Consider the following 15,074-nt stretch of genomic DNA (forward strand, 5'->3'; position numbering starts at 1 on the left):
ATGAAAAAAAATCTTAATAGATTAATAGTAAAAGGGGGTGTTTTGTCACCTAGTGAATTAAAATATATTTGTGAAACTGCAGAAGCATGGGGTTTAAAAACGATTTCTTTTGGGTCTCGGCAGGATGTGGTATTGTCTAAAAAGATTGAAGAAGAAGATATTAGTAAGTTTGATAAACTTCAAATTATAAAAGCTGAAGATGTAGGTACGGGCAATATTGTTTCGTCGTATGTGTCTGCAGATATTATGCCAAATACGCCATGGTTAACAAGTGATAGGTATTTGTATATTTTGGAGCAATTTAGGTTTCAACCTAAGTTAAAAGTAAATATAACAGATCCTAAACAACGCTTAGTGCCTTTGTTTACAGGGCATTTGAATTTTATTGCATCAGAACATGAAGATTATTGGTATTTATATATCAGATTACCAGAATGGAGGAACGCTGTGATGTATCCTGCACTTATTTATAGTTGGGATTTAGATAAGATTGTATTAGCTATTGAAACTATTTTGAAAGAAGAGCCTGAGACAGTAGAAACTATTTTTGATTTAGTTAGTGATGCTGTTGATACTAACAATCGGACTGTTGATAAGCCTTTGGATGTGCCTTTTTATCCATTTCCATATTATGAAGGGATGAATAGAATAGGAGATAAATATTGGCTAGGTTTGTATTGGAGAAATAATAAATATGATGTAGCATTTTTAAAGGCTATGTGTGAGCTTTGTGCTGAAAATAAAATTGGAAAAATATCAATAACACCATGGAAATCCTTTATTGTAAAAGGAATTCCTGTTAAAGCGAAGTTGCAGTGGGAAAAATTCTTAGGTAAATTTGGTATAAATGTACGTCATTCTATGTTAGAGCTTAATTGGCATTTGCCTGTAGGGAATAAGGATGCATTAAGCCTAAAAAAGTATTTAGTGTTAAATTTTGATAAAAATGATATTAGTACATATGGATTAACTTTTGCTATTACAGAGTCTTTGGTGTCAGAGCATTATTTTACGTCAATTGTTATAGAAAAGAATAATCAAATTGAAGGTTTAGAAGATATTGAGCTTAGAGAAACTTATAATTTGTTATATGCTAAAAATTTTGATCCTAATTCTAGAGATTATGTTATGCATGTGCAAGATATTGATAAAGTAGAGTTGTCGGGAGTTCTTATGGAATTAAGTAAACTGTATTTTGAACAGTTAGGTCAGGAAAGAGAAGAAGAAAAAGAGTCTGAAATGTCAAAAGAAAAGGCTGAAGAAGTTGTTTTTCAGTGTCAAGATTGTTTAACAATATACAATGAGGAGTATGGGGATGTTACTCAACATATTTTACCTAATACACCTTTTGATTCTCTGCCAAAGAATTATGAATGTTCACTTTGTGAAGCACCAAAAGATAATTTTGAAAAAAAGATTTTAGTAAGATAAGATATAAAAAAGCTAGAGTGTAATTAAAACTCTAACTTTTTTATATAAACTAATGTTGTTGCTTTCTACCAAGTGATAGTACCATTCATAGTTAATATTTTATCTGTTTTTGTATTTACAACCGTGGTATTATCAAATATTACTTTTTTTTCACTTTGTCTTACTTCAAAATTTTCGCCACATTCAGTAAATGTTCCAACCTCAGGAGAGGAACAAGCAAATTTATATTCCGTGCCATTTATGTTTATTGACATGGATACGGTTTTTGTTACAGAAGCATTGCTTGAAAATTGAGCAGTTACTATAATAAATGTATTTGCAGGATCTGTAGGAATTATTTCTCCATTATCTGTATTTATATTTTTATGAAGAAGTGTTACAGATTGTGAAGTTCCTGTTTGTACTGCTCCTTCAATGATATTTCCAACTTCTAAAGTGCCTCCAAGCTCTGAAGCCTCTTCACCAGATAATGTAATAATGCCTGATGCATTATTTGTTGATTCATCAGAATTATTGTCACTACTACAACTTATTAGTGCTACTAAAACAATTGTAAAAAAATAATTTTTTAAGTTTTTCATTATGAGGGTTTTTGTGTTAAAAAAAACTAAAAATATATAAAAGGAAACATTTTCAAAAAATAAAAGACAAAATTTTAAAAGAAGTATGTTTAAGAATAAATGATTTCCTCTTATTTTGAGGTGTAAAAAGGCCGTTATAAGTATTTTAGCTTATGGTTTTATGTCTTATTTTTCTTTAAAAAAATGTAATGTTTAACGGTTGATATTGTCTCTATGCTTAAATGTGAAAATATTATGTGTGATTTTTTACAATTTAAAATCCTGAATTTTTAGAATAATAGAATTATATATGCTGTTTTTTGTTAGATTTAAATTAATGAAAGTAATCATATTTTTTAAATAAACTTAGTTAGTATTTGTCTTAATATATTGTTATGTTTGGAATAATAAACTGTTAAAATTTTAATTTGTAAGGGGTTAAATGAAAAAGTCCATAACCGTAGCAACTGGCCAAAATGACAACGATCATCATGCTGAATTATGGGTTTTGTTTATTGAAGGTGATGCTTCAGCCTTTAATATACTATACAGTTTTTATTACCAAATGCTGTATAATTTTGGAAAACGGTTTTTAGATTCTACTGAAGTTGAAGATTGTATTCATGATACTTTTTTAAATATACTGAAGTATAAAAATTCTGCAAAAAATGTAAGTAATGTTAAGGCTTATTTATTTAAATGTTTAAGGAACCAGATATATAAATTTAAGAAAACAACTTTACTGGAGTTTGATTTAATTGAGGGAACTATTCCTTATGAGGAAGATGATCAAGATAAAGAACTGCTCTTAAAACAGCTTAAAAAAATCATTAAAAAACTAAGTCCTCGAGAACGCGAAATTATCTATTTAAAATATTTTCAAGGATTTAATAATATTGAAATTTCTGAATTACTGGATATTAATTATCAAACAGTTAGGAATATATTAGTAAATGCTATAAAAAAACTTCGAGTTTTAGGAGAGGAGTTTATAGAATTACTTTTCTTGCTATTTAGCAAGTGAAATTCATTTTTTTAACATTTATCATATAGTACATGCATTGATTTTATACTCTTTGTGTATATAATGCACTTTTTAGTGTGTAAAATTAAAAATTTATAAATCAGTACTAAATGAGCAAGATTTCTCAATTATCAATCATGGTATTTCTATTGTTGGGAACCATGGTTTTTTCGCAAGATTATTATTATCAAAAATTTAAACCTTTCAATAAAAATATTCCAAGTCCAGAAGAGTTTTTTGGTTATTCTATAGGAGATGCCTATACCAGACATGATTTGGTAGTAGCATATATGGAAAAGTTGGCGTCACTTTCCGATAAAGCTACCATTCAATTTTATGGAAAAACAAATGAAGGAAGAAAGCTGGTTATGTTAATTATTTCTTCGGTTGACAATCATAAAAATTTGGATGTATTAAAAGAAAAACATTTACTAATAGTAGATGAAAATACGAATGTAACAGAGTATTCAGAGTTACCAATTTTTATTAATTTAGGTTATAATGTTCATGGAAATGAACCTTCAGGAACAGAAGCAGCTTTGTTAGCGGCTTACACATTAGTGGCCTCAGAGAGTTTGTTAGTTGAAAAGTATCTTGATGAGTCTGTTATATTTATTGAGCCTACAATTAATCCTGATGGAAGAGATCGTTATGCCAATTGGGCGAATTCATACAAAGGAAATCCTTTGATAGCGGATAAATATGATATAGCGCATAATGAGCAATGGCCTTATGGTAGAACAAATCATTATTGGTTTGATTTAAACAGAGATTTGTTATTGGCTGTACAACCAGAAAGTAATGCAAGGTTAGAATGGTTTCATGAATGGTATCCAAATGTGGTAACTGATTTTCATGAAATGGGAACTAACAGTACTTATTTCTTTGAGCCAAAACAACATTCAGCTTCATTAAACCCTGTAACACCTATTGAAAATAATGTAGTTTTAAATACGGCTTTTGCTAAAGATTATGTGGCAGATTTGGATGAAATAAACTCTTTATATTTTACTAAAGAGAAATATGATGCTACGTATCCAGGATATGGTTCTACTTATGGAGACTTACAAGGTTCATTAGCGTTATTGTTTGAACAAGGGGGCTCTAGAGGTCATGTCCAAGAAACCGAAACAGGAACAATGACTTTTGCTTTTACGATTAGAAATCAATATGTAAGCACTTTTGCAACTATAAAAGCTGCTATTAAAAATAAAGAGCTACTGTATGCTTATCAAAATAATTTTTTTAAAAATGCTATAAATCAAGCGGCTAAAAGTAAAGTTAAAGGATATGTTTTTGGTGATAATTACGATAAAAACAGAAATAAAGAGTTTGTTGATTTGTTGTTGAAGCACAAAATAGATGTTTATTCAACTGATGAAGATTTAAACTTGGGTAATAAAACATTTAAAAAAGGGCGTTCTTTTGTAGTGCCTACCGAACAAAAAGAATATTTAATGGTACGTACTATGTTTGAAACGCATAGGAAATATCGTGATAGTGTATTTTATGATGCATCATCTTGGTCTATGGCAAATTTCTATAATATGAAATACGAGCCACTTTCAAAATTACCAGTTTTAAACAGTAAAATAACATTAGAAAGTAATATTATAAAAACTCCAGAATTAGCATTTAGTGAGTATGCTTATTTAATACCATGGGATGATTATTATGCTCCTGCACTTTTATATAAGTTACAAGAGCAAAATGTTGTTGTTAAAACGGCTCAAGAACCTTTTATAATAACAACAGATAAAAATGTTATTTCATTTAATAGAGGAACTTTGTTAGTGCCTGTTAGTTTGCAGAGTATGACTAATCATGATTTGTTTGAATTGCTAAATGGTTTATGTAAAGCATACGGTATTCAAGCGTATTCAACCAATTCGGGTTATAGCATTTCGGGTATTGATTTAGGAAGTTCAAATTTTGCTACATTAAAACAACCTAAAACTATGATGCTTGTAGGTTCAGGGGTGTCTGCTTACGAAGCTGGTGAGGTTTGGCATTTGTTTGAACAACGCATGCAAATGCCTATTACCAAGGTTGCTAATGATATGTTTGGCAGAGTTGATTTAGAAAGGTACAACGTTATGGTGTTTGTTTCGGGTAGTTATAATTCACTTTCTAAAATTAGTTATGATAGGATAAAAGATTGGGTTGCTAAAGGGAATACGTTAATAACTATTAGAACAGCAAGTGCATGGGCTATAAAAAATAAAATCGTTAATGAACGTTTCATTGACGTTGTTAAGGATTCTATAGTTCCAAGATTAAATTATGCAGATGCTCGAGGCACCATTGGTAAGCAAAAAATAGGAGGTACTATTTTTAATGTAGATTTAGATATTACCCATCCAATTGCTTACGGTTATTATGATAGAAATATTCCTATTTATAAAAATAATGATGTGTTTATAGCTCCAAGTAAAAATAGTTTTGCTACAGTAGCAAAATATACAGAGCAACCGCATATTGATGGTTTTGTTTCACAAGAAAATATTGATAATTATATCGTTAAATCGGCTTCTATATTAACAAGTAAAATTGGCTCTGGTCGAGTTATTTTATTTTCCGATAATCCAAATTTTAGAGGCGCATGGTATGGTACTAATAAATTATTCCTGAATTCTATCTTTTTTGGAAGTATAATAAAATAAACGAATCAGCTTTTTTATTGATTATAATTCACTGTTTTTGGTGTTTTGGTGAATATTTTTTGTTAAAATTTAAAAAAATAACAAAAAAACATAGTACAAAATTTAATTATTAACTCTTAGGTGTAACAAAAGGTTTTAAAAACAATGTTAAATACAGAAAAAAACAATATTAATAATTTGTTAAATGATGATGGATTCATCGCTTGGGTAGCTTCAGGTCAAAAAATTAACAATGAATACTGGACAAATATTGAAGCAGAATTAAATAGTTCAGAAAAAAGTGAGTTCAACAAGGCTGTTATTATTTTAAAAAAATTGAGAGCACTTCATATCGATGATGAAAAATCAATTAAATCAGAAGTGTTTATTAAAGAACAATATGAAAAATTAATAACAGATTATAATACGGTAAGTACTAAAAAATCTAAAGTAATCAAATTTAACCCTTGGATGAAGTATGCCGCTTTGTTGGTTGTTTTTCTTTCAATAACAGGGTTAGTATTCTTTTTTAACATTGCAAACAATACGTTTGAAGCTAATTTAGCTGAAGCAAGTTTTAATACTACAGATTTGCTTATACAAACACCAGATAAAAATTATTATAAAATTTCTGATGATGAAAACAAATCATGGATAAATGAAGATGGTGTTTTAATAACAGTAAGTAATCAAGCTATAAGTTTTTTACCTACAAGTACAGCAAAAAGTACTAAAAATCTTGAGTATAAAATATTTGTTCCAAAAGAAAAAAAATATCACTTAACCTTAATTGATAGCACGAGTGTAGAATTAAATTCGAATACTACAATTGGATTTACTAATTCTTTATCAACAAAGCAGCGTGAAATAAATTTAGTTGGAGAGGCCTTTTTTGAAGTAGCACATGATAAAAACCGACCGTTTGTAGTGTATTCTTCTGATTTAAAAATTGAAGTTTTAGGTACCGAATTCAATGTGTCTAATTATAAAAATAATGAATACACAAGTACTACACTAATTGCAGGATCTATTAATGTTTCCAATCAACAAGGAGAGCATTTAATTATAAAACCTGGCAATAAGGCAACATTGCTTCATAATCAAGGAGATATAATGGTTGAAAAAGTGAATGTTCAACAAGAGGTGTCTTGGACTAACAATAGAATGATTTTTGAAAATGAAACTTTAGAGAACATCATAAAAAGGCTTAAAAAATGGTATGATGTTGAGTTTATATTGACCGATGAAAATATTAGACAATATAAGTTTACAGGTACTTTGAAAAAAGAAAATGAACTAACTCATTTTTTGCAAATGCTTAAATATACGAAAGGGATAAATTATGAAATAAAAGAAGGTAATGTATCTCTATTTTTTGAATAAACATTTAAACTATTATCACATTTTTCTAAATAAGTTATATGAACAATTATTTTAAGACAAAACATTTTAAGGAATTTAAAAGGAGGCGAATTGCATTTTTCTTCTTCATGGTTATTGCGAGTTCTATTTCGGTTAAAGCGGGTGTAAAAGGTGCTTTTAAACAAAACGAAAACATTGTGCTAACTATAAAGCAAGAGCTTACAATTTTAGAATTATTTAATCTTATTTCAAGTAAAACAAATTATGATTTCTTTTTTAATAGCGATTTACCAGATTTAAATGAAAAAGTTAGAGTGAATGTTGAAAACGTTTCAGTACCTAAAATTTTAGATCTGGCTTTTATGGATTTAAATATAGAATATTCTATTAAAGCAAATGATATTCTTGTAAGAAAAAAGGAAGTGAATTCAAGTCAACAATCAAAAATAACTGTTACTGGTATTGTTTATGATGAGGTTGATTCACCTTTGCCTGGGGTAAATATTATTGAACAAGGTACTAATAACGGAGTAACAACAGATTTTGAAGGTAATTTTTCTATTGAAGTATTACCAACAAGTACTTTGGTGTTTTCTTATTTAGGATTTCAAAATGAAATACTATCAATTAATAACCAATCATCACCACTTAAGGTCGTATTAAAACCAGATATGAATGTACTTAATGAAGTCATTATTTCTGGGGTAGCTTCGGGGACATCAAGGAAAAAAATGTCCGTTTCAGTAGCAAAAATAAATTCGGATGCTTTAGGTAAGGTGCCTCAAACATCGGTTTCATCATCTTTACAAGGTAAAATGCCAGGAGTAACGGTTACTTCTTATAGTGGTTCACCAGGAGGAAGTTCAAATATAGTACTAAGAGGTTCTACCTCCATCCGTGGCGGAAACAGCCCTATGCTTTTAATTGATGGTGTTATTATGGGAGGATCTTTAGCCGATATTAATATAGACGATGTTGAATCTATAGAGGTTGTAAAAGGAGCGGCAGCAGCATCCCTTTATGGTTCGCAAGCGGCAAATGGTGTTGTTGTGGTTACTTCTAAAAGGGGAAAGGAATTGTCTGATGGAAAAACAACAGTTACAATTAGAAATGAATTAGGATTTCAAAAAGTAGCAAACCTTTTAGATTTGTCTACATCACATCATTATAGATTAGATCCCACTTGGTTAGATACAGATACATATACAAAATACCAATTTGTAAATTACCCTTCAGATTATGTTTCTGGTTGGGATCCAAGAATAACAGGTAATCGGGTTGAAAAAGATGATCACTATCAAGATTTACCATATAGAGTAAATAACGATTTGCAAGAGCAAATGTTTAGTAATGGAACCTATATTACAAATTATGTGGGTGTAGGTCATAAATCTGGAAAGACCAATTTATATACCTCATTTGAAAATAATATAAGTGAAGGTGTTGTTATAGAAACAGGAGGATACAAACGCCAAAGTTTTAGGCTTAATGTTGATCATGCCATATCAGATAAAATAAATATTTCAGCAAGTAATAACTATATCCGTACTGATAATGATTTTTTAGGTGGAGGTACAGCAGCTTTTTTTGAGGTAGCGTCAACAGATCCTGATGTAAACTTATTTCAGGAAAATGTAGATGGACAAGCGTATAATTATTATCCAAATCAATGGAATACGCAGTTTGCAAACCCGTTATATGATTTGTGGAAAAAAGAAAGTACCGCAGAAAAAAGCAGGTTCTTGGGAGCCTATGATTTTAATTATAAGTTAAATAAAATAGTGAGTTTTAAAGCGTCTTACGCTTTTGAGTTAGAACATTTTGATAATAAAATACTATCACCAAAAACAACCATAAATGATCTGTTGCCTAATTATATAGATATTAATGCAGATCCTCAAGTTGTTGATTATAACAATCCTTTTTTACTAACCTATTTAGGAGGATCTTTAAGTGAAAGAACCTATAAAGCTTTAAATCAAACTTTCCGAGCTACTATAGATTTTAAGAAAACATGGGGTGAACTTGATTTTAATGGGAAACTAAGTTATTTAGATGAAAACAATCACTTTCAAAGTACAACCACAAGTGGAACGTCCTTTGTGTTAAACAACTTTCCAATATTTGATAATATAGACCCAGAAAATATTGATGCGTCTGGTTTTGTTTCAGACATAAGAGCTACTAATTATTTTGCAATTGCTTCATTTGTTTATAAAGATCGATATATATTAGATGGTTTGTATAGAATTGATGGCTCTTCTCTTTTTGGAGAAAATGAAAGATGGCAAAATTATTTCAGAGTATCAGGCGCTTATCGTCTTACAAAAGATTTAAAAATACCTGGAGTTCAAGAATTAAAACTAAGGGCTGCTTATGGTACTTCTGGGTTAAGACCTGGTTTTGGTGATAAAGACGAAACTTTTACAATCAGCGATGGTATTGCTTCTAAAAATACATTAGGAAATGCAGATTTAAAACCTTCGCGTTCTGCAGAGTTGGAAGTTGGTTTAGAAACGTCATTTTTAAACAGGTTTAGATTTGAAGCTACTTATTCTAAAACAAGAGTTACAGATCAATATTTATTAGCGCCTTTAGCTTCGCATACGGGAGGTTTTCCATATCAAAACGTAAATGCTGGTGAGTTAGAAAGTAGAACATTTGAAGCTTTATTAGATACTAAAATTATATCAAATACCAAATTTAATTGGGATTTAACTTTGACATTTGATAGAACCCGACAAGAAATAACAAAACTAAATATTCCTGAATATAGAACAGGTCCAAGAAATACGTTTAGAATTAAAGAAGGAGAAACTTTTGGAACCATGTATGGGGTAGATTTTGTTAGAACATTAGATCAAATGCAATTGCAATTAGCAGATGGAGAAGATATTAATGATTACTCTGTAAACCGTGATGGTGTGGTGGTTTTAACAGATGATATAGGTACTATTGATGAAAAGCCATTTGTTGTTATCGATGAATCTGGAGCAGAAAAAGTTGATAAAATAGGAGATATTAACCCAGATTTTAACTTGGGTTTAAATACTACTTTTAGTTATAAAAACTTCTCGGTTTATATGCTGTGGCAATGGAAACAAGGAGGAGATTTATACAATCATACGGCCCAGTATTTGGTAAGAGATAATCGATTAGGTATCATTGACCAAATACATACAAAACCTGAAGATAAAAAAACAGTTAATTATTATCAAGCGCTTTATGATGCCGATGCAATTAACGGGTTTTGGGTAGAAGATGCTACATACTTAAAGTTAAATGAAGCATCTTTATATTATTCGCTTAACAAAAATATAAAAGGATTTTCTATTAAACACATAGAAGAAATCAAGATAGGTGTTATTGGTCGTAATTTATGGACTATAACAGATTATACAGGTTATGATCCACAAGCTGGTTCAGATGGCTTTCTTTTTGACAATTTTGGATATCCAAATTTTAGTAACTATTCATTATCCGTACAAGTTAAATTTTAATAATAATGATGATAAAGAAAACATATAACTATTTTTTATTGGTAGCTGCAAGTATATTTTTTACTGGATGTAGCGATTTAGAAGTGGAAAACTATAATGATCCAAATACGGAAGTTGTTTTATCAACATCTGATGGGATACGTAGTTTAGCATCTGGTTTGTTTAATACATGGTTTACACAAGAGCAGCATAATTTTGGTTCACCTGGGCCAGCTATGTGGACTATGTCAGATTGGGGAACCGTAACGTTTGCTAATTATGCTACGTTAGATATGAGTGAAGAACCAAGAATATTTATGGATAATTCGCCTTCTTATGCGTATCATTCTGTAATTCAAAACTATTGGCAATACATGCATAAAGTTATTACAACAGCTAATGATATTTTAGTAGGTATTGATAATGGCGTGGAAATAGGTGATAATGGTGAAGAAACCATGATGGTGAAAGGGTATGCGTATTTTATGCAAGGTCTTGGAAATGGATATATTGGTTTGGTTTATGACAAAGCTTATCCTTCTGATGAAAATACAGATTATGCAACTCTTGAAGTTACAGATTACAAAGCTGCTATAGTATTAGCAGTAAGTCAATTAGAAAAAGCTATAAACGTTTTTGATAATAATGAGTTTGTGCTTCCTTCTGAGTGGATTAATGGTAATGAATTTACAAATCAGGATATGTCAAAATTAGCACATTCATTTATAGCTCGTTTATTAGTTTATTCTGCAAGAAATATAGAACAAACAAATACTATTGATTGGGAATCTGTATTATATCATTCAGAAAGAGGTTTAACTGATGATTTTAATGTAGAAGGCGATGGAAATGCATCGGACAGAAGATGGATGTCTTGGTATAAATATTATTTAGCAAGAACAAGTTGGGGTAAAGTAGACATGAGAGTTGTTAATATGTTAGATGAAAATATTCCTGCAAACTGGCCAGAAGGAGGGATTAACGATTTGCCAAATGAAGGACGTATTATTTCTGATGATTTAAGAGTGCAAACAGATTTTCAGTATGATGCTTCCAATAACAGGCCTGAGCGCGGGCTATATAGATGGTCTACTTATAGATATTCTAGGTTGGATGATTATATAAATGCCAACTTTTTTGCGCCTGTTATCATGATGCGAAAAGCAGAAATAGATTTATTTAAAGCTGAAGCTTTATTGAGATTAAATAGGTTAGACGAAGCTGCAAATGTTATTAATTCAGGTACAAGAGTAGCAAGAGGAGGTTTACCGGTAGTTGCTTTAGATGATGAAAATGCAATAAAGAATGCTATAACTTATGAAAGAACTATTGAATTGCCTTTAACAGGCATGGGAATTGAATATTTTGACATGCGCAGAGAAGGACAATTGCAAGATGGTTCATTATTACATTTTCCAATACCAGCCCAACAATTAGAAGTATTAGTACAACCATTTTATACATTCGGAGGTGTTAATCCTCAATTTGGTACGCCAAATGAAGATGTATCAATTAACGGATGGTTCAAGCCTTAAATAAAATAATAAAACGATAAAATTTAAAATATGAAACTAATCAAATTTATAAGCTTTTTAATAATTATTGGAAACTTAACATTAACGTCTTGTGAAAGAGAAGCGCTTCCTGTTTACCCTGGAACTATTATAGAAATAGATACAGTATTTGTTAAAGGAGCCAATTTAACATATCCTACTTTTTCAGGCTCAGATACTAGTGCAGATAGATTTTATGCTTTTAGTGGAACAAGTTCTACAGATTTAAGTTCTATGTCTGGAGAAGATTGGACCTATGAATTATGGATAAAAGTAGATACAGATGCATTGATTGGAGATGCTAATGAGCCTTCGGGACAAACAGCTGGTGGAGCTTGTATTAGTGAGCGAGGTAGAATATTTGAGCTTTATTTGATAGAAGATAGTAATGCGGATTATGCTATAAAGTATAATAGATTGGATAATGATAATTTACCAGTGGGTACCATGGATTCTAGTGATTCTAGTATTAATCTTGAGTTTGATGAATGGGCACATGTCGCAATTTCTCGTTCTTCAGCAGACGGTATTGCTAAGTTTTATATAAATGGAACTTTAATCGATTCTAGTTCCGATGCACTCTGGATTCATCCCGTAAACGATACATGGCTTGATTTTAATTATATGTATAGAGGCGGAAATATGAATTTCTTTAAAGGGTCATTTGATGATATAAGAGTATCATATATTGATAGGTATCCATCTGAATTTGAGCCTAACCATTTTGAGCGCCACGAAGTTGATAATAATACTTTGTTACAAATGGATTTGGATAATAATTTAACACCTTTTGATCCTGTGAGTGATTATGATAAAGTAGAAATAAAAGGAATTTATACATACTTTATTCAAGTAGTAAACACTGTTTTTTGGACAAGTAAGGACTATGTCCTGCCAACGGAATAAAAACGCATATTCATTTAATTGATTGTAAATCAGCATATTAATGTTTGGTTAAGAGATATTCTATGCAAAAAAATAAAATAAATTAGTATGAAAAAACCAATTACAAAGTTGAAATTCATTAAAACTAGTGCACTAATATGTCTTATGTTAATTAGTTCTATGTCGTTTTCGCAAAATATAGAGCCTTTTTTAACAGATGTTTGGGGAGGAGTCAATTGTTTTGACAATAATGGTGTGCCGGTATATCCAGGAAATTATTATACTCCAAATCGTGCATCTGCTGGTTGCGTAGCTATTTCTTTGTCTCAAATTCTATATTATTACAAGTGGCCACTAAAAGGGGTGGGTAGTAATGTGTTTTCTGATAATTTTAATGGGACATTAAGACGTCATGCTTCCTTTTTTGAAAATATAGAATATGATTGGTCCAATATGTTGGATGAATACCAAGGTAAGGCATCAACAGATGTTCAGCAAAAAGCGGTTGGAGAATTATTTTATAGCGCAGCTTGTGCTTTGGAAATGGATTTTGAACCAACGGGATCTACTTCAAATTTAAATAAAACGCCTTTTGTTTATCAAAATTTCTTTCGTTATGCAAGTCATTATGAAAGTGTTACTTGGGGAGCATTTTGGACAAGATTAAAAGAAAATGTATTGGCAGGCTATCCTGTTCCCATAGCAATTAGTGCAACTAGAACAGGAGATGGACATGTAGTAGTTGCTAATGGCTATAGAGAAGTAGGCGGTGTGCCTCAATATTATTTAAATTGGGGATGGTATAATGATAATAATATAAACGGCTGGTACAATATTCAAGGTTGGACAAGTGCATCTGGAGGTTATAATACGGTTGATGGTGCGGTATTTGATATTATGCCAAACCCTCAAATTACATCTATTGAACCAACAGGTAGTGGTAATGACTTTAAAGTTAATTGGGAAGTGAGTGAAAGAATTAACTGGAATGAGTTTACATTGGAGCAAAAAGTAGATCAAGGAGATTGGACTGAAGTAGCAACGGGTATAATAGCAAAAAATTATACGGTTAATGATCCCACAGGAAATGTATATCAGTTTAGGGTAAAATCAATGATTGATGGTGTGTATTATGTTAATTCATGGTCTGAGACAGAAGTATATGCTGTTCAAAAAGCTTTTGATGGTTTTGGGAAATTTGGGGGAAGCCAGTATGCTTATGCACGTCAAACGCCTAACAACACTTTAGATTTTACGGGTGATTATACGTTTGAAACATGGATTCGACTAAAGGATGGTAATAGTAATGGTAATGTTATTTTAGATCAACAGCCAGTTTTTGGTATAGAAATAACAGATGTTGGTGTTACAGATTATTCGGTTAAATTCATTTCACACAGTACTAATGCTACCTTAAATTCAAACACAACAGGAGCTAAATTAAATAATAATGAATGGGTACACATAGCTATCTCGCATTCTGGAAACATAACAAAACTTTTTGTTGATGGGGTGATGCGCCAAGAGGATACTAGTTCAAATTTTAATTTAATAAGTTCTAATTCTGCACTTAATTTAGCAGAACGCTATAGCGGTGGATATTCAGGGATGATTAAAGCGGATTTAGATCAAATTAGAATTTCTAATGTGGCAAGATTTACATCAAATTTTACACCTGTAAAAGAAGAAATGTATGAGGTAGATAATAACACCTTATTGTATCTGCCTTTTCAGAATGTTCATAATATTAGATTAAAAGACCAATCTAATAATTTAAGCTTTATTGTGAGTAATGTTGCAAATTATGTTGAATGGAGTTTTGATGAAATTAGCGGAACGTTATCAAATGAAGATTTTGAACTTATTAAATCATCACTTACAGTTTCTCCTAACCCTGTAACAAACAATAGAATAGATATTTCTTTTAGTCAAAAAGTAAGCCTTCAACAAGTACATTTTGAATTATTTGATTTACAAGGAAGAAAAATGAATGTAAATGCTTCTGAAAAAACTTATAACACTTGGGGTTTAATATTTCCAAACATCAATTCTGGAATGTATGTTTTACAGGTTAGAGGTGATAGTTTTTTGGCAACAAAAAAAATAATGATAAAATAATTAACTAATCCAAATAACCC

Annotated in this window: 9 protein-coding genes; 8 read left to right on the forward strand and 1 reads right to left on the reverse strand. The window is 30.7% G+C overall.

Annotated elements, in window-relative coordinates; translation table 11 throughout:
* Positions 1 to 1,431, forward strand: coding sequence for a rubredoxin (locus tag APS56_RS00935; RefSeq protein ID WP_054723917.1), 1,431 nt, complete (start codon positions 1 to 3; stop codon positions 1,429 to 1,431).
* A gap of 65 nt (positions 1,432 to 1,496) precedes the next feature.
* Here the strand turns inward: APS56_RS00935 and APS56_RS00940 are convergent, their stop codons facing one another.
* Positions 1,497 to 2,012, reverse strand: a complete 516-nt coding sequence (locus APS56_RS00940) for a hypothetical protein (protein WP_054723919.1) — start codon at positions 2,010 to 2,012, stop codon at positions 1,497 to 1,499.
* 421 nt (positions 2,013 to 2,433) lie between these two features.
* Here APS56_RS00940 and APS56_RS00945 point away from each other — a divergent pair, with 421 nt between their 5' ends.
* From APS56_RS00945 to APS56_RS00975, 7 genes are all read left to right on the forward strand, one after another.
* Positions 2,434 to 3,015 (forward strand): RNA polymerase sigma factor, encoded by a 582-nt coding sequence (locus APS56_RS00945; RefSeq protein WP_054723921.1) that lies wholly within the window; start codon positions 2,434 to 2,436, stop codon positions 3,013 to 3,015.
* A gap of 110 nt (positions 3,016 to 3,125) precedes the next feature.
* Positions 3,126 to 5,678, forward strand: coding sequence for a M14 family zinc carboxypeptidase (locus tag APS56_RS00950; protein WP_054723922.1), 2,553 nt, complete (start codon positions 3,126 to 3,128; stop codon positions 5,676 to 5,678).
* Between the two features lie 144 nt (positions 5,679 to 5,822).
* Positions 5,823 to 7,040 (forward strand): FecR family protein, encoded by a 1,218-nt coding sequence (locus tag APS56_RS00955; protein WP_054723924.1) that lies wholly within the window; start codon positions 5,823 to 5,825, stop codon positions 7,038 to 7,040.
* Positions 7,041 to 7,078: 38 nt separating this feature from the next.
* Positions 7,079 to 10,519, forward strand: coding sequence for a SusC/RagA family TonB-linked outer membrane protein (locus APS56_RS00960; protein WP_082379211.1), 3,441 nt, complete (start codon positions 7,079 to 7,081; stop codon positions 10,517 to 10,519).
* A 5-nt stretch (positions 10,520 to 10,524) separates the two neighbouring features.
* The gene (locus tag APS56_RS00965) at positions 10,525 to 12,033 is read left to right on the forward strand and encodes a RagB/SusD family nutrient uptake outer membrane protein (protein WP_082379212.1); all 1,509 of its coding nucleotides are present in this window, start codon (positions 10,525 to 10,527) and stop codon (positions 12,031 to 12,033) included.
* Between the two features lie 30 nt (positions 12,034 to 12,063).
* Positions 12,064 to 12,957 carry a LamG-like jellyroll fold domain-containing protein gene (locus APS56_RS00970; protein WP_054723930.1) on the forward strand — a complete coding sequence of 298 codons (894 nt, stop codon included), beginning with the start codon at positions 12,064 to 12,066 and terminating at the stop codon, positions 12,955 to 12,957.
* Positions 12,958 to 13,044: 87 nt separating this feature from the next.
* Positions 13,045 to 15,054, forward strand: a complete 2,010-nt coding sequence (locus tag APS56_RS00975; protein ID WP_082379213.1) for a C10 family peptidase — start codon at positions 13,045 to 13,047, stop codon at positions 15,052 to 15,054.
* Positions 15,055 to 15,074 lie beyond the last annotated feature (20 nt).

This window comes from Pseudalgibacter alginicilyticus (assembly GCF_001310225.1).
Taxonomy (GTDB): Bacteria; Bacteroidota; Bacteroidia; order Flavobacteriales; family Flavobacteriaceae; genus Pseudalgibacter; species Pseudalgibacter alginicilyticus.